Here is a 16,776-nt window from a genome sequence, read left to right on the forward strand (position 1 = left end):
CTGAGGCCTTCGTCACCGGCGGCTCACTGACTCGGTTGAACCTATACGTCCGGCGCTGCTTGCGCAAATTTGCGCAGACCGATCGGGTTGCCGGCCGTCCGAGTTCGCCGACCAAAAGAAGTACCTTTGATCCGCCTACGACTTGCCGACCTTGCGCGGCATAAGCGCCAACAGTCCCGCCGCGACAAACGCCAGCATCGCCGCAACTTGAAAAGTCTGTTGGAACGCTTCGAAGAAGCCATGCTTCGTTTGCAGGATTTCGAACGCCAGAAAGAAGACCGAGGCGGCGGTGACGGTGCCCAGCGTTCGCGTCAGCAGCGCAAGGCTGCCGGCAACGCCGCGCTCCGTCATCGGCAGCGTTGCGGTCACGATATCGGAATAGGCAAGCTGGAACAGGCCGAGGCCGGCGCCTTGAATGATCAACCCTGCGACCCGCAGCGCCGTCGGGGTCTGCTCCGTCCATGCACCCAGCAGCAGAAGACCGGCGCCAATGGCGACGGCGCCTGCAATGGCCAGCCGCTTAGCGGAGAACAGCCGCCCGGTGAGGTGACCGCCGATCGGCGCCGCCAGCGCAGCGCCTGCCGCGCCGGCGGCCAGGATGGCGCCGCCCTCCGTCAGCGTATAGGAGGGCATCCGCGCCAGATAATAGGGCACCAATAGCCAGACCGAAAAGGCGGTGAGATTAGCCAATACGCTGACGAGATTGAGCAGCGCAAAGCCCGGCAGCTTGAGAACTTCCATCGCGATGATCGGACGCAACGCGCGGGACTGGCGGAAGGCAAAGCCCGCGAAGGCGAGGGCGGATAGCAGTCCAAGCGAGAGAGCCGAGAATTCGCTGGCGCGGTTGATCGCCATCAGCATGGTGACCAGGCCGAGCGCCAGCGCAATGCCGCTTGGAATGTCAAAGCGATCGTGGGTAAGGCGTGGCGGCGCCGGGGGCAGGCCGCGCAGCAGCAACAGTGCCGCAATCGCAATTGGAATTCGGAACCAAAAGACCGCAGGCCAATCCCAAATGGTCGTCAAGGTGCCGCCGAGCAAAGGACCGAGCATCCAGCCCAAGGCCATCATCATCGTGTAAGTGCCGAGCGCCCGGCTGCGTCGCGCTTCGCCGTAGAGCGAGGTCACCAGCGCAGCGCCGCAGCTCATCACCAGTGCCGCGCCGACACCCTGCAGGCAGCGAAACACCAGCATCGCGCCGTAACTCGGCGCACAGCTGACCAGAAGCAGCGCCACCGCGCTGCAGATCAGGCCGGTGCGGAATACGATCGCGTGACCAATGGTGTCGCCGATGCGTCCGAGCGCCAACAGCAGGCTGGCGTAGGTCAGGACGTAGCAGATCACCACCCACTGGATGTCGCCAATCGCGAGCTCAAATCCTCGGGTGATGGCAGGGAAGGCAATATTGACTGAGGTGTCGAGCTGCGCCGTGGCGGTACCCAGACCGATCATCGCGATCTGCCACCCTTTCGAGTGGAGCAAGGTGGCGGATGCTTTGCGAGGATCGGGTGCGGCTGTTGAAGGCACGTTATTATTATGCCGGGGTGAAGCTGATCGCGCCGGCGGCATCGACATCGCGCGTCAGTCTCCCGAGCGAGGCCAGCATATTCAGATGCGCAAGCGACTCGCCAAAAGCCTGGCGCGGGTTGGCGTACAGCACCCGCGGGAATACTTCCTGTGCGACCGTAAACGCTGTCGTCTTTGCGGTGACGACGGACGCGACGTCGTCGAGCCGGGCTTGATGATGCTCGCGCAGCTGGGCCAGCCTCGTATGCAGCCCGCGAAACGGCAGGCCATGCGACGGCAGCACCAGCGTATCCGGCGACAGCGCCTCGAGCCGCGTCAGCGCTGCCAGATACTCCTGCATCGGATTGGCTTCCGGCTGCGCCGGCGGCACGATCACAGAGGGCGCCATGTGCGACAGGATCTGGTCGCCCGCGATCAGCAGCTTGTCGCTCTCGCAATAGAACATCGCGTGTTCCGGCGAATGCCCGCCTGCCGTGACCACCCGCCACTCGCGCTGCCCCATGGCGATCACGTCGCCGTCGCGGATACGAATGAATTCCCGCGGTGGCCGGAGGCCCAGATATTTCGAGCGGCGCTGCGCTTCGGTGATCGCGGCGGCGTCATCGTCGGAGGCGCCGTTCCGCTTCACGAAGGCGCCGAACTGTTCGTCCTGCGCATCCTCGCGCTCATGCCACATCTTCCAGCCGCTGAGCCATTCGGCCAGCGGCATGCGCACCACGCATTTCATTTCCTTCACCAGATATCCGGCGAGGCCGAAATGATCGAGATGCGCATGCGTGAAGGTGAGGTCCTGCAAGGGACGGGCACGCAATAGCCCTCGCCACAGCTTGTCCCAGATTTCAAACGTGTCGTCGGTGTTCAAGCCGCAATCGACCAGCGTCCATCCCGGGCCGTTGTCGAGCAGCCAGCAATTGACGTGATTGGGTACCGTCGGCATCGGCAGCCGCACCCAGAACATTCCGGGCAGCAGGTCCGTCAATTCGCCATAGGCCGGCGGGCGCTGGACCGTGAATTTCAGATCATCGGACATTCGTTTCCCCCGGGCCGGTAGCTTACGCGATTTCGCCGGGCCATCAACGCCGGAGGGATTTTCATGCCTCCTATGCGGGCCAAGACAGCAAAATATTCCATGTGGGCTTGAGAGGCAGCCGTTTTTCCTAGAGAAGGTGGCGGCAGGCCTCGCGCGCACCGGCCGTGCGCGGCGCCTCCCGAGGTCAGTTGAGCAAGCATAAAAATGGATGCACTGAACCCCCAATCAGGGCTCAAGCCGGAAGCTGACCTGACCCAGCATTTGGCGCAGGACCTCGATCGGCGCGCACGTCGCAATCTGCTGTTGCTGGCCTGTTGTCAGGCGGTCGGGCAGTCCTGCAACACCATGATGTTTGCGGCGACCGGGCTGTCCGTCATCACCTTCTATCACCGGCCCGATCTGGCCAACCTGCCGGTCACGATGCAGCATATCGGCGTCATGATCTGGGTATTCCCGGCGGCGCTGCTGATGCAGCGGGTCGGCCGCAGCATCGGCTTTCGTGTCGGCTCGCTGTTCGGCATGGCCGGCGCCATCATTATGTGCCTCGGGCTGTATGCCGCCAACTTTGCCGTCATGTGCGCCGGCGGTCTCATCCTCGGCTACGCGGTGGCCTGCCTGCAGATGTATCGGTTCGCCGCGGCGGAACTGGTGCCGATCCATTACCGCGCCAAGGCGATTTCATGGGTCACGGCCGGCGGCGTCGCCGCTGCCGTGATCGGCCCCAGCCTCGTGCGCGTGACGCACGATTTGGTGATGCCGCTGTATCTGGCGACCTATGCCGCCATTCTCGGCCTGCATGTGATCGTCTTTTTGGTCATGTCCTTTATCACCTTCCCCGCGGTCGCGACGACGGCTTCGGGCGCTGAAACGGCCGAAGCCGCAGCGCCTCCGCGACCGCTATGGGTGATTGCCAGCCAACCGCGCTTCATCGCATCAGTCATCGCCGGCATGCTGGCGTTCGGCACGATGTCCTTCATCATGAGCGCGTCGCCGCTGGCCATCGTCGGCTGCGGGTTTCCGCACGCGGAAGCCCACTGGGTCATCTTCATGCATGTGCTTGGCATGTTCGTGCCGTCGTTCTTCACCGGCAATCTGATCAACCGGTTCGGCACCACCACTGTCATGGCCTGGGGCGTCGTGCTGATGCTGGCCGGTGTTGCTGCCGCGCTCGCCGGGCTGAGCGAATGGAATTTCCGGGTCGCACTCACCGTCAATGGCGTCGGCTGGAATTTCCTGTTCGTCGGCGCCACCACGCTGGTGACGACGTGCTATCGCCCGAACGAACGCGGCAAGACCCAGGCGCTCAACGACCTCCTGGTTTTCAGCACGACGGCGACGTCGAGCTTCATGGCGGGGTTCCTGCAGGATCGCTGGGGCTGGCATCCGCTCAACTGGTTTTCCGTGCTCCTGCTGCTGGCCGCCGCCGCCGCTGTCATATGGCTTCGCTACCAGCGCCCCAATGTGAGCCTGGCACGCTAGGACATCCCGCGTCGCATTGTATTTGATTTGCGGGCGCGCAATCAGCATGATCTGCATCCATGCGATGCCGCACCGTTTGCTGCAGTGCAGCTTCGCGAGCGCCTGCACGACCGCAAACATGCGGCATGACAACAAAAGAAAAGTCCTGGGAGGACGCCGTCGTGATCAATCGGCTTTTTAGAACCGCGCTTATCGGCTTCGGCCTCTTGTTTGCCGTGCTTGCTACCCAGGCTCACGCGCAGTCGCCCTCCAAAACGATAACGCTGGTAGTGCCCTATGCGGCCGGCGGCGGCACGGATACGGTCGCGCGCCTGATTGGCGAGCGGATGTCGCAGACGCTCGGCCAGTCCGTCATCATCGAGAACGTGGTCGGCGGTGGCAGCACGCTGGCCAATGACCGGGTGGCCCGATCGGCGCCTGACGGCTCCACCATCCTGATCAATCACGTCGCGCTGCTGGCGGCGCCCAGCCTGTTCACCAACCTGCGCTACGATACCACGACCGCATTCGAGGCGGTCGGCCTCGTCAACAATGCGCCGATGGTGCTGATCGGCCGCAAGTCGATTCCTGGCGCGGGACCGAAGGATTATGTGGCCTGGATCAAGGCGCAAGGCGACAAGGCGAACTTCGCGCACGGCGGCATCGGCACCAACAGTCATCTGTGCGCCGTGATGATGGGCAATGTGCTCGGCTTCAAGCCGACCGTCGTGGCGTATCGCGGATCGGCACCGGCGATCGGCGATCTCCTGGCGGGGCAGATCGATCTGCTGTGGGATCAGGTGACCAACGCGCTGCCGCAGATTCAAGCCGGAACGCTTCACGGCATCGCCATCACGTCGCCAAAGCGGCTTGAACAATTGAAAGACGTGCCGACCACCGCTGAGCTCGGCATGCCCGAGGTCAGCTACACGATGTGGCATGGGCTCTACGTGGCCAAGGGCACACCCAAGGAGACCGTCGGCGCGCTGAACGCAGCGCTCCGCAAGGCGCTGGCTGACCCAGTCCTGCTGGAGAAGCTGACGCAGCTCGGCACCTTGCCATTCCCTGAAAGCGAGTTGACGCCCGAGGCGCATGCGCGCCTGTTCGCCGCCGACCTGCCACGGGTGGCAAAGCTCGTTGAAAGCTCGGGCATCAAGGCGAGCGAGGCGAAGTAAGGCGCGGTGCCCTTCAATCAATTTCCGGATTGACACCCTTTAGTTGAAAGAACAAAGTGGGAACTGCGGATCGGGCTTTGGGCCGCACTTCGCGTGCCGGTTGCGGTTCCGTGGCACTGAAGATGCCGGCCTCGCTTGCGGTTTGATTTCAACGCCCATTGAGATGGGCGCTCATTTGAGTAGGTCGAAATGAGATTTGCAATCGGAGCGGTTGTTGCAGCGTTGTGCCTGATTGCGGCGTCTTCAACATCCAGTGCGCGTGGTCCTTATGGCACCATCAATGTGGGCAACTGGAAGGGCGGGGCCTATACCAACGACCAGAGCGGCGCGTTTACGCATTGCGCCGCCGGCGCCACTTACGGGAGCGGCATCCACTTTCTGGTCACGATAGACGACAAGGGAGGATGGGGCCTGGGATTCGCCCATGAAAATTGGACGCTGACGACCGGGCAGGCATTCCCGATTGTCCTGACGTTTGATGGTCAGACGCCATTCAATGTTCATGGCATCCCGATTGCCGACAAACTGGTCCGTGTGCCGATGCCGATCAACTCGGCGCTCATTGCGCAATTCCGCAAGGCCAAGGCGATGACGGCCTTTACGCAGGGGCAGCTCTTTCAGTTCAAGCTCGATCAGACCGCGCAATTGTTGCCGACGCTGGCGAATTGCGTGGCCAAGGTGAAACAGTTCGGTATCGCCGCCGCCGGGGATTTTTCAGTTGCGGTTGCGGCGACGAAGTCGGCGGCGGCGGCGCCGGGTTCTGCGTCGGCCAAGCCTGAAAAGATGACCAGTCAAACCGGAACCGGTTTTCTGGTCAGCACCGGTGGACACCTCGTCACCAATCAGCACGTCGTCGATGGTTGTGTCGGGGATATCCAAGGCAGCCTGACCGGCGAAGCACCGGTCAAGCTACGTCTGGTTTCCAGCGATGAAACGAACGAACTTGCCCTGCTTCAGGCCCCTGGCACGTTCAAGGACATCGCTGTCATCAAGGACAAGGCGATACACTCCGGGGATAGCGTTGTGGCGATCGGCTATCCGTTTCACGGATTGCTCACGTCCGACTTCACGGTGACGACCGGAATCGTGAGTTCGCTCAGCGGTATTTTGAACGACACGCGTTTCCTGCAAATTAGTGCCGCGGTCCAGCCGGGCAACAGCGGCGGGCCGTTGCTGGCCTCGAGCGGCGAAGTCGTCGGCGTCGTTGCGGCCAAGCTGAATGCGCTGAAATTTGTCAAGGCGACTGGCAATATCCCCGAGAACATCAATTTCGCCATCAAGACCGGCGCCTTGAGAGACTTTTTGGATAACAGCGTGGTCTCGTACCAAACGTCCGATTCGAAGGCCGAGTTGAAGACCGCTGACATCGCCCGCAATGCGAGGGCGTTTACCCTCTTGATTTCGTGCAAAGCGAAAGCACCGACCGAGAGCGCCAAGAATTAGGGCGACGCGTTGGGCACGTAACTTGGGGACGTCGGCGTGCCCGCGCGGCTATTGAACGTCCGCCTCAAAAATCCAGCGGCGCGTTATCGACGACTTCCTTCATGACGAAGAAGGTCCGCGTCTGGCGCACGCCGGGCAGCGCGATCAGCTGCTCGCCGTGGATGCGGTTGAAATCCTCCATGTCGCCGACGCGAATTTTCAGGAAGTAATCGAAATCGCCGGCTACCAGGTGGCAGTCGAGAACGAATTTCAGTTTCGCGATCGCGCGCTCGAATGAGGCAAAACTCTCGGGCGTGGAGCGGTCGAGCACGACGCCGACCATGACCAGCGCGCCCTTGCCGACCTTGCGCGGCGCCACCATTGCCCGGACCGCGCCGATAAAGCCGTCGTCGAACAGGCGCTGGGTGCGGCGATGGCAGGTGGCTGCGCTGACCCCGACCGCTTCGGCCAGTTCGGCGTTACTCAGCCGCCCGCTATTTTGCAGCAAACGCAATATCTTGAGGTCAGTTCTATCCAGTTGGCCGGTCACGGAAGAATCTTTCATCATTTAGCTGGTTGACGGATGAAAACTAGCATTTCTGGCGGGGGTGGCAATGAATTAGCGAATATTCAGAGTCAACTTAGAAAGCACCTTTCCATCGTCTGATGATAAGCGGTTCGCTCGGAACAGACATCACGGAGGATGACGGCATGCTGGAAAAATTCGAACGCTATCCGCTGACATTCGGGCCAACCCATATCGAGAAGCTGGAGCGGCTGACGCAGCATCTCGGCGGCAAGGTCGAGCTCTACGCCAAGCGCGAGGATTGCAATTCCGGGCTGGCGTTCGGCGGCAACAAGCTGCGCAAGCTCGAATACATCGTGCCCGACGCGATCGCTTCCAATGCCGATACGCTGGTCTCGATCGGTGGCGTCCAATCCAATCACACCCGCATGGTCGCCGCGGTCGCGGCCAAGATCGGCATGAAATGCCGTCTAGTGCAGGAAAGCTGGGTGCCGCACGAAGACGCCGTCTACGACCGCGTCGGCAATATCCTGCTCAGCCGCGTCATGGGTGCCGACGTCCAGCTGGTGGATGAAGGCTTTGACATCGGCATTCGCCAAAGCTGGGAAGAGGCGATCGCAGACGTCAAATCAAAAGGCGGCAAGCCCTATGCGATCCCGGCCGGCGCTTCCGTGCACAAATATGGCGGGCTCGGCTATGTCGGCTTTGCCGAAGAGGTCCGTGCCCAGGAAAAGGAACTCGGCTTCGCCTTCGACTACATCGTGGTCTGCACCGTCACCGGCTCGACCCATGCCGGCATGCTGGTTGGATTTGCCAAGGACGGCCGCGCGCGCAAGGTGATCGGGATCGACGCCTCGTTCACGCCCGAGCAGACCAAGGCGCAGGTGCTCGATATCGCCCGCAATACGGCTTCCCTGGTTGAACTGGGCAAGGAGATCGTCGAGGACGACGTCGTCCTGATCGAGGACTATGCCTATCCGGCTTATGGCGTTCCCTCGGAAGAGACCAAGGAGGCAATCCGGCTCTGCGCCCGTCTTGAGGGCATGATCACCGATCCCGTTTATGAGGGTAAATCCATGCAGGGCATGATCGACCTCGTGAACAAGGGCTACTTCCCCAAGGGATCGAAGGTGCTCTACGCCCATCTCGGCGGTGCGCCCGCGATCAACGGATACGCCTACACGTTCCGCAACGGGTGATGCGGCGGTAAGTGCTTAGCGCTCTGCCGCCTTCACCAGCGCGATCAGCTCGTCGCCATAATGCTCGAGCTTCTTGTCGCCGATGCCTGGAATGTTGCGGAGTTGGTTGAGCGACGCGGGGCGGGAGGCGGCGATGCCGTCGATGGTCGAATCGTGCAGCACCACATAGGCCGGCACGCCGCGCTTGCGCGCGATCTCGGAGCGCCATGCCCGCAGCGCCGCCTGCAGGCCGGCATCGGCGACTTCACCTTCTCCACCAGCGCGCGGTGCCAGATCGCCGCGCCTTGACTTGGTCCGGCTGGCGCGAACGCGGGTGCCGGCCGGCGCTTCGCGCAGCATCACTTCGGTCTCGCCCTTCAACACGCCGCGGGCGCTCTCCGTCAGCTTCAAGGCGCCAAACGCTTCGCTGTCGGATTGAAGGTGACCCATCGCCACCACTTGCCGAATCGCCGCGCGCCATTGCTTTTCGTTGAGTTCGGCGCCGATGCCGAACACGGATATCTTGTCGTGCCCGAACTGCGTGACGCGCTCGGTCATGCGGCCGACCAGCACATCGATCAGGTGCATGGCGCCGAAGCGCTGCCCGGTGCGATAGGCGCAGGACAATATTTTCTGTGCGATCACCTTGCCGTCGAGAAGCTGTGGCGGCGACAGGCAGTTGTCGCAATTGCCGCAATTGCCATCACTGACCGCTTCGCCGAAATAGCCGAGCAGGCGGCTGCGCCGGCAGCCGGCGGTTTCGGCGAGCCCGACCAGCGCATCGAGCTTGCCGATCGACACGCGCTTGAAAGCCTCCGAGCCGGTAGATTCATCGATCATGCGACGCTGCTGCACGATATCGGACAGGCCATAGGCCATCCAGGCGCTGGAGGGTTTGCCGTCACGGCCCGCGCGCCCGGTCTCCTGGTAATACGCCTCGATGCTCTTCGGCAGGTCGAGATGCGCGACGAAGCGTACGTCGGGCTTGTCGATGCCCATGCCGAACGCGATGGTGGCGACGATCACCACGCCGTCCTCGTTGATGAAGCGATCCTGGTTGCGGGAGCGCAGACCGGCGTCGAGCCCGGCGTGATAGGGCAGCGCCGGCACGCCGGCCTTGTTCAATGCGGCCGCGGTATCTTCAACCTTGGCGCGCGACAGGCAATAGACGATGCCGGCATCGCCCGCATGGCGCTCGCTGATGAAGGCCTTGAGCTGCGCCGGGGCGTTCTGCTTATCGACAATCTCATAGCGGATGTTCGGCCGGTCGAAGCTCGCAACAAAGCGAGGAGCATCGGTAAGCCTGAGCCGCTCGGCGATTTCCTGGCGCGTGAGATCATCGGCGGTGGCGGTCAGCGCGATGCGCGGGACATCTGGGAAACGCTCGGCGATGACGGATAGGCCGATATATTCCGGACGGAAGTCATGCCCCCATTGCGACACGCAATGCGCCTCGTCGATCGCAAACAGCGCAATTTTGGCCCGGGCGAGCAGGCCGAGGCAGCGCGGCGTCAACAGACGTTCGGGCGCGACGTAGAGCACGTCGAGGTCGCCGGACAACAGCCGCTGCTCGACCTGGTTGGCTTCCTCATACGACAGCGTCGAGTTCAGCACCGCCGCCCTGACGCCAGCTTCGAGCAGTCCCGCGACCTGGTCGCGCATCAGCGCGATCAGCGGCGAGACCACGATGCCGCACCCGTCGCGCAATAGCGACGGCAGCTGATAGCACAGCGATTTGCCGCCGCCGGTCGGCATCAGCACCAGGCAGTTACCGCCGTCCGTGAGGTGCCGGACGATCTTTTCCTGCTCACCCCGAAAGGCCGGCAGGCCGAACACGGCATTCAGCACGGACAGCGCGTCGGGGGCTTGGTCCGGCTTTCGATTAAGGGCTGATTCCATGTCGGCTTCAAACGGGGGCGGTGGATGAGGGATTCGCGAATGAACAATATCAGGATATCCCAAAACACGGCCCAACAATGTCGGTCATTTCGTCGGAATAACCGCCTATTGATAACTCGCCACGATATCCGAAACCGCACGCTCCAGCTGCTGCGCGGTCGCGCATTGCCGTACCACGGTGCAGAAGGTAGAATAACGCGGCATTTCCGAGTCGCCCCAGCCCCAGGCCATTCGCCCCTCGGGGTTGAGCCAGACCAGCCGCTTCGATCGTTCGCCGATACGGCGCAGGATATCCGCGCGGGGATCGAGGTTGTTGCTGCGGGCATCGCCGAGGATGATCACGGTGGTCTGTGGCGTGATCGCGTTCATCCATTCATGCTCGAAATCGGCAAATGAATTGCCATAGTCCGAGGAACCGAAGCCGACCTTGGACATGATCTCGGCCATTGCCTCTTCCGGCGATTTGGATTCCAGGATGTCGCTGACCTCGATCAGATGTCCGGAAAAGGCAAACGAACGGACATCCGAGACTACTTCGTGCAGGCTGTGGATCAGCAGCAGAAAGAAATCGGACACGCGTGCCACCGAACCCGAGACGTCGCAGAGCGCGATGATCTTCGGCTTGTCGCGGTGGCGCCGCTTCCAGGCGGTGAGGAACGGCACGCCGCCCCAGGCCGCATTGCGCCGGATGGTCCGGCGCACGTCGAGATGGCCGCGGCGCTGCCGCTTGCGCGGCTTGCTGTAACGCTCGCGCAGGCGGCGCGCGATCTGGCGGATCAGCAGCCGCATCTGCTCGACCTGCCGCGGCTCGATCCGCGACAGCGGCGCATTGCGCAGGATCTCGTTGCGTAGATTTTCGGCTTCCTCGCGGCCGTACAGCATCAGGGCCTGGGAGACGGTTTCGCGCACGGTGTCGCGCAAGCCGTCCAGCGCGGCCTGCAGCCGTTCCGCCAATGCCGGATTGGTCGCCGTCAGCGCGTCGAGGTCGTCGCGCAGGCGCTGGATGCCCATCTGGTCGAGAATCCGGCCGGAGAAAATGCCGCGCTGCGTGAAATAGCGGATGTTGGACAGCGATGCGGCATTCGAGGCGTTGGCGATGGCCGCGGCCATCGCGTTGCGGTCCTGCGACAGCAGCATCTGCGCGAGCTGGCCGAGATCTTGTGCCTCCTCACCGCCATCGGTGTCGCCTTGCGTCTCCGATGCGGCGTCGGCGTCCGGCGTGTCGGACTTGTCCGTCTCGCTCTCTTCGGGCGGCGGCTGCGACGTTTCCGGCTGGTCGAAGAAGAGATCGAAGCAGTCGCCAAGCGCCTTCTTCTCATCCTGGCTCTTGGCGAGTGTCAGCAGGAATGTATCGCGCAGAACGGTGCGATCGGTGAAGCCGACCTTGGAGACCGCGCGCATCGCATCTATGCTTTCGGCCGGCGAGAGCCTGACGCCTGCGCCCCGCGCCGCACGAAAGAAGCGATGCAGGTTCTCTCTCATCTTGGGCCTATCCGAAGACGTTCTGACGCGAAGCCTTGCCGATGAAGCTCGAGACCTGAGGCAGGGTGGCCTCGATGTCCGCCTCGTACTTCAACAGCACATTCAACGTATCCTTGACCACTTCGTGGCCAAGCTCGGGTGCCTGCAGCAGAACCAGCACCCGGGCCCAATCGATGGTCTCGCTCACCGACGGCAGCTTCTTCAGATCCAGCGTGCGGACCTCGTGGATAAATCCGACCATCTGCTTGCGCAGCGTCTGGGAAATGCCGGGCACGCGGCTTTCGACGATGCGCTCCTCCAGTTTCTGCTCGGGGAAGCCGATGTGCAAATGGAGGCAGCGGCGCTTCAGTGCGTCACCAAGATCGCGCTCGCTGTTCGAGGTCAGGATCACGGTCGGCGCGGCGATGGCGGTAATGGTGCCGAGTTCGGGAAGCGTGACCTGGAAATCGCTGAGAATTTCCAGCAGCAGCGATTCGAACTCGGCATCCGATTTGTCGATTTCGTCGATCAAGAGCACGCAGCCGGCAGGCTGCTCCAGTGCCTGCAGCAGCGGCCGCGCTTCGACAAACTCCTTGGAGAAGAACACGTCGCCGAAGTCGTGCAGCTGCGCCAGCGCCTCCTGCAGCGTCTCGGCGCCGCCGAGCACCTCGCCGAGCTTGTCTTTCAGGATCTGCGTGTACAGAAGCTGCTTGGCGTATTTCCACTCGTAGAGCGCCTTGGCTTCGTCGAGCCCTTCGTAGCATTGCAGGCGGATCATCTTCAGCCCGCGCCACGCCGCGATTGCTTTCGCAAGCTCGGTCTTGCCGACGCCGGCGGGACCTTCGACCAGGATGGGCTTGTCGATCGCTTGCGAGAGATAGACCGCGGTCGCGATCTGCCGGCTCGCAATATAGCCCTGCGCGGCAAGGCCGCTTTCCACGGCCTCGATCGAGGCGGTCGGCCCTTTGTCAGCCACGGGTTTCAACTCCGAAATTCACTGGATTTCAGAGTGTTCTGCCTGCGTTCCCGGCAAAGAACAAGCCTCGTTTGCTCATACGAAGGCGACAAATTCGGCTAATTCCGCCTAGCGCAATGTAAGCCCAGTCGCGGCCTCGAGCTCGGCGATCGCCTGCGCCGCATTGAGCACCTTGATCGTGGTCATGCCCATCTCGCGCGCCGGCTTCAGGTTGACGCCGAGGTCGTCGAGATAGACGCAGTTCTTGGGATCGACCTTCAGCGTCTCGACCATCATCCGGTAGATGCGAGGATCCGGCTTGCGCAGGCCGATCTTGGCAGACTCGATGACATGATCGAACAGCACCATGACCTCGGCGACATAGAGCGAGCGGCCGCTATGGCTGCCGATCGCATTGGCGGGAAGGTTGTTGGTAATGCAGCCGGTTTTGAATCTGGCCTTCACGCGTTTGAGCGCCTCGACCATTTCGGGACGCAGATCGCCAGAGAGCAGCGGCAACACATCCCTGCCGCGGACTTCCGCGCCGAGGGCGAGCGATTCCGTGGCGAACAGCGCATCGAAGGCTTCGATATCGACTTCGGCGCGTTCGAACTTGGCCCAGGCGTTTTCCAGATGATTGGCAGCGTTGGTGCGCCGGATGATATCGGCGGGCAGCCCGCGCTCGGTCTCGAATCGCGTAAAGGCCTCGAATGGCGAAGTCGTCAGCACCCCGCCGAAGTCCCAGATCACTGCCTCGATCATTAGTCCCTGCCATATCCATGCGCGATGGGCGAGCGGCTAACACAGAATGCCCTTCGGAGCCAGTCCGATCCGCGGCTTGGCGATGCCGGCCACGCGGGGTATTGCTGCGGTGATGAAAATGTTGCTTCGAATTTCCGCCGTCCTTGTGCCACTGGCCGTCGCGCCTGCTTACGCCATCGTGGGCGGTGGCGCGCCACCCGCCGAGGGTGTCGGCCGCTCCGTCGTCACCATTGTCGGCTCCCGCGGAAATTTTTGCACGGGAGCGGTGATCGCGCCCAAAATCGTGTTGACCGCGGCGCATTGCGTACAGCCTGGCGCCGACTACAAGATCGTCGAGTATGGCGCGGACAGGCAGCCGTCCCTGCAGGACGTCAAGAGCGTTGCCATTCATCCCGGCTTCAATAAGCAGGCGATGCTGGCGCACCGGGCGACCGCCGATGTGGCGCTGCTGCAATTGGGTTCACCCGTCAAAGGCAAGACGCCATCGACGCTCGGCATGCCCAATATTCCCATTATCGTCGGCAGCCGCTTCACGATCGCCGGCATCGGCGTCACCTTGCGCGGCGATGGCAAGAGCGGCGGCACCATCCGCGTCGCCGGTTTAGTTGCAACCGGCAAGCCGGGAACGCTGCAGATTCGCCTCGTCGATCCCGTGGGCCAAGGCACGCGCGACGGGCTCGGCGCCTGCACCGGCGATTCCGGCGGTCCGGTATTCGAGGACAAGCAAACCGGTCCGACCATCGTCGGCGTCGTCAGCTGGTCGACCGGACCGAACGGCTCCGCCGGTTGCGGCGGGCTGACCGGCGTCACGCCGCTGACGCTTTATCGCGACTGGCTGGTACAGACCGCGCGGCAATGGGGCGCGGGGTTGTAGCTATACATCCGTCGTCCCTGCGAACGCAGGGACCCATACGCCGTGGCCTATCGGCAAGGCGATGGTGGTAGTTGCCTTCTCAACAATTGGCATCGGTGGTTATGGGTCCCTGCGTTCGCAGGGACGACGATGACTGCTGAACTGATCGCCTAATGCCCCGCCGCCTTGTTCGCCGCGGCGTTGTTGAGCACGATCAATCCGTCGACCGCGACGCCGACCTTGCTGTTGATCAGGAACGGATTGACGTCGATCGACGCGATGCGGGTTCCCGCATCCGCCATCAGATTGGATAGACCGACCAGCGCCTTCACCGCCGAAGCCTCGTGCAATGCAGGTTTGCCGCGATAACCCTTCATCTTGACGCCGGCCTTGGTCTTGCCGATCAGCTCTTTTGCCTCGTCGGCATCGAGCGGCGCGCCGGCGAGCGCGACATCCTTCATCAGTTCGATGTCGACGCCGCCGGTGCCGAACAGCACCACGGGGCCCATCTCGGCGTCGAGCGAGGCGCCGACCACGAGTTCAAGGTCGGCCTTGACCTGCTGCGCGATCAGAATGCCTTCAAGCTTGGGCTTGTTCTTCAGCTTCCTGACCCGTGCGGTGATGTCGTTGAATGCCTTCTTCACCTCAGTGGCGCTGTTGATGTTCAGCACCACACCGCCAATGTCGGACTTGTGCAGGATTTCGGCGCTGACCACCTTGGCGACGACGGGAAACCCGATCTTCCTGGCGATCTTCACCGCGTCCGCCGCGGTCTGTGCGATCTCTTCCTTGGACACAGGAATGCCATAGGCTTTCAGCAGCTTTTTCGACGCGACCTCGTCAAGCGCCGCGGCGCCGTTGGCGCTCTTCAGCGTCTTCTCCAGCACGGCGCGCGCGGAAGCCTTCGAACTCGACACAATGTCAGGCACTTCCTTGCGCAGCGAGGCATATTCGATCAGCGACTTGATTGCACCCACCGCGCGGTCGAGGCCCTGCATGACTGCGATGTTCGGCAGCGACTTGCGCAGGCCCTTGGTGAATTCGGTGAAGCCGATCGACATCGTGCTGATGTAGATCACGGGCTTGTTGGCGGCGCCCGCCATGTCGTTGACGATACGCAGATTGCGCTCGCGCAGTTCATGCGGCGCCTTCGGCAGTTCGGCGTCGATGATGACGATATCGGTGTCGGGATCATCGATCATGATCTTGATCGACTGCATGTAGACGGATGGATCGACCACGGCGGCAAATCCCGCGTCGAGCGGATTGCCGACGATGCTGCCCGGCCCGAGCATCCTGGACAGTTTTTCGGTGGCTCCGGGCGGGAGCGGCGCAAAATCCATCCCGGCGGAATCGAATGCGTCGATCAGCAGGCCGCGCTTGCCGCCTGACAGGGAGACGGCAGCGAGGCGATTGCCCTTCGGCGGATCGGCGTGCACGAAGCACTCGGTGGTCTCGATCAGTTCATCGAGGCCGCGGACGCGGATCACGCCCTCGCGCGCCGAGATCGCATCGAAGGTTTGAATGGAGCCGGCCAGCGCGCCGGTATGCGCCATCGCAGCCGCACGGCCGCCCTCGGAGGCGCCGAGCTTGAGCGCAATCACCGGTTTGCCGGCGGCGCGCGCAGCTTTGCAAGCTTCGCGGAACACTTTTGTGTTCCTCACGCCTTCGAGATAGACCACGATCACGCGGATCGACGGATCGGCCGCGAAATAAGCCATCAGGTCCGGCGTCTCGAGCCCGGTCTCGTTGCCGGTGGTGACCATGTAACCGACGCCGACGCCACGATCCTCCAGCGCCTGGCGGATCGCCATCACGATCGCGCCGGATTGCCCGGCGATCGCGACGGGACCGGCTTCCATCGTGACGATGCGGTCGTCGATATTGGTGAAGAGGTTTTCACCCGCGCTCAGATTGCCGAGGCAGTTCGGGCCGGTGACGGCAAGCCCGGTTTCGCGTACCGCCTCTTTCAGTTCGACCGCCAGCCGCTGGCTTTCCGCGTCCTGCAATTCGCTGAAGCCCGAAGTGACGATGGTGGCGGAGCGGGCGCCGGCGGCTGCCGCGTCGCGGATCACCTGCACCGCGAAACGCGCCGGCACCAGCACCAATACGTGATCGGGCTTCTCCGGGAGGCTGGCGAAATCCTTGTAGCAGGGTACGCCCCAGATCGTTTCGCGCTTGGAATTAACGGGAAACAGTTTGCCCTTGTATTGGTACTTGACCAGATTGTTCCAGATGCGCTCGGCATAGTTGCCGGGCTTGTCGGTCGCGCCGACCAGCACGATGTTGCGCGGGTGCAGCATCGCATGGATGCTTTTGACGATGTCGCTGGCGTCGGACGAGGGCGACCATTTTTCGATCGAATGCGACGCGTTGACTACCCGAGCTTCCATGGAGCGTGCCCTTACCTTGTTGTGTCCTTTGGCCGGTGGCGATCTCTTGCGATCGTCAGCCGCCATGCGTTTTCATTCTTTTTATTGAGACTCGGGGAGGGTGGCAACACGCGTTGGCCCGATAGCACCCTTCGCGCAAC

At 62.6% G+C, this 16,776-nt stretch carries 13 protein-coding genes; 5 read left to right on the forward strand and 8 right to left on the reverse strand.

Annotated elements, in window-relative coordinates:
* Nucleotides 1–135: 135 nt before the first annotated feature.
* Both ACSQ84_RS32785 and ACSQ84_RS32790 read right to left on the reverse strand, forming a co-directional pair.
* Nucleotides 136–1,449 carry an MFS transporter gene (locus tag ACSQ84_RS32785; RefSeq protein ID WP_436215874.1) on the reverse strand — a complete coding sequence of 438 codons (1,314 nt, stop codon included), beginning with the start codon at nucleotides 1,447–1,449 and terminating at the stop codon, nucleotides 136–138.
* 82 nt (nucleotides 1,450–1,531) lie between these two features.
* The gene (locus tag ACSQ84_RS32790; RefSeq protein ID WP_436215875.1) at nucleotides 1,532–2,554 is read right to left on the reverse strand and encodes an MBL fold metallo-hydrolase; all 1,023 of its coding nucleotides are present in this window, start codon (nucleotides 2,552–2,554) and stop codon (nucleotides 1,532–1,534) included.
* Between the two features lie 204 nt (nucleotides 2,555–2,758).
* On the opposite strand from ACSQ84_RS32790, the gene ACSQ84_RS32795 reads away from it, so the two are divergent.
* The 3 genes from ACSQ84_RS32795 to ACSQ84_RS32805 all read left to right on the forward strand — a co-directional run bounded on the left by ACSQ84_RS32795 (nucleotide 2,759) and on the right by ACSQ84_RS32805 (nucleotide 6,630).
* The gene (locus ACSQ84_RS32795) at nucleotides 2,759–4,033 is read left to right on the forward strand and encodes an MFS transporter (protein ID WP_436215876.1); all 1,275 of its coding nucleotides are present in this window, start codon (nucleotides 2,759–2,761) and stop codon (nucleotides 4,031–4,033) included.
* 125 nt (nucleotides 4,034–4,158) lie between these two features.
* Nucleotides 4,159–5,187 carry a Bug family tripartite tricarboxylate transporter substrate binding protein gene (locus ACSQ84_RS32800; protein WP_436215877.1) on the forward strand — a complete coding sequence of 343 codons (1,029 nt, stop codon included), beginning with the start codon at nucleotides 4,159–4,161 and terminating at the stop codon, nucleotides 5,185–5,187.
* A 189-nt stretch (nucleotides 5,188–5,376) separates the two neighbouring features.
* Complete coding sequence (locus ACSQ84_RS32805; protein ID WP_436215878.1) at nucleotides 5,377–6,630, forward strand: S1C family serine protease; 1,254 nt, start codon at nucleotides 5,377–5,379, stop codon at nucleotides 6,628–6,630.
* Between the two features lie 64 nt (nucleotides 6,631–6,694).
* Here ACSQ84_RS32805 and ACSQ84_RS32810 read toward each other — a convergent pair whose 3' ends face one another.
* Entirely contained in the window at nucleotides 6,695–7,159 is a 465-nt protein-coding gene (locus tag ACSQ84_RS32810; RefSeq protein ID WP_436215879.1) for an Lrp/AsnC family transcriptional regulator, read from the reverse strand.
* 161 nt (nucleotides 7,160–7,320) lie between these two features.
* Between ACSQ84_RS32810 and ACSQ84_RS32815 the strand changes: the two genes are divergently transcribed.
* A complete protein-coding gene (locus ACSQ84_RS32815) occupies nucleotides 7,321–8,334 on the forward strand; it encodes a 1-aminocyclopropane-1-carboxylate deaminase (protein ID WP_436215880.1) in 1,014 nt (337 codons plus the stop codon).
* A gap of 15 nt (nucleotides 8,335–8,349) precedes the next feature.
* Here ACSQ84_RS32815 and recQ read toward each other — a convergent pair whose 3' ends face one another.
* The 4 genes from recQ to ACSQ84_RS32835 all read right to left on the reverse strand — a co-directional run bounded on the left by recQ (nucleotide 8,350) and on the right by ACSQ84_RS32835 (nucleotide 13,390).
* Entirely contained in the window at nucleotides 8,350–10,212 is a 1,863-nt protein-coding gene (gene recQ / locus ACSQ84_RS32820) for a DNA helicase RecQ (RefSeq protein ID WP_436215881.1), read from the reverse strand.
* Nucleotides 10,213–10,317: 105 nt separating this feature from the next.
* Nucleotides 10,318–11,694: a vWA domain-containing protein gene (locus ACSQ84_RS32825; RefSeq protein WP_436215882.1), complete on the reverse strand. Its 1,377-nt coding sequence runs from the start codon at nucleotides 11,692–11,694 to the stop codon at nucleotides 10,318–10,320.
* Between the two features lie 7 nt (nucleotides 11,695–11,701).
* Nucleotides 11,702–12,649: an AAA family ATPase gene (locus ACSQ84_RS32830; protein ID WP_436215883.1), complete on the reverse strand. Its 948-nt coding sequence runs from the start codon at nucleotides 12,647–12,649 to the stop codon at nucleotides 11,702–11,704.
* A 108-nt stretch (nucleotides 12,650–12,757) separates the two neighbouring features.
* Nucleotides 12,758–13,390, reverse strand: a complete 633-nt coding sequence (locus ACSQ84_RS32835; protein ID WP_436215884.1) for an HAD-IA family hydrolase — start codon at nucleotides 13,388–13,390, stop codon at nucleotides 12,758–12,760.
* 112 nt (nucleotides 13,391–13,502) lie between these two features.
* Between ACSQ84_RS32835 and ACSQ84_RS32840 the strand changes: the two genes are divergently transcribed.
* Nucleotides 13,503–14,264, forward strand: coding sequence for a S1 family peptidase (locus ACSQ84_RS32840; protein WP_436215885.1), 762 nt, complete (start codon nucleotides 13,503–13,505; stop codon nucleotides 14,262–14,264).
* A 149-nt stretch (nucleotides 14,265–14,413) separates the two neighbouring features.
* On the opposite strand, the gene ACSQ84_RS32845 is transcribed toward ACSQ84_RS32840, so the two are convergent.
* The gene (locus ACSQ84_RS32845; RefSeq protein ID WP_436215886.1) at nucleotides 14,414–16,636 is read right to left on the reverse strand and encodes an acetate--CoA ligase family protein; all 2,223 of its coding nucleotides are present in this window, start codon (nucleotides 16,634–16,636) and stop codon (nucleotides 14,414–14,416) included.
* Between the last annotated feature and the right edge of the window lie 140 nt (nucleotides 16,637–16,776).

Source organism: Bradyrhizobium sp. LjRoot220 (assembly GCF_964252915.1).
In the GTDB taxonomy this organism is placed as follows: domain Bacteria; phylum Pseudomonadota; class Alphaproteobacteria; order Rhizobiales; family Xanthobacteraceae; genus Bradyrhizobium.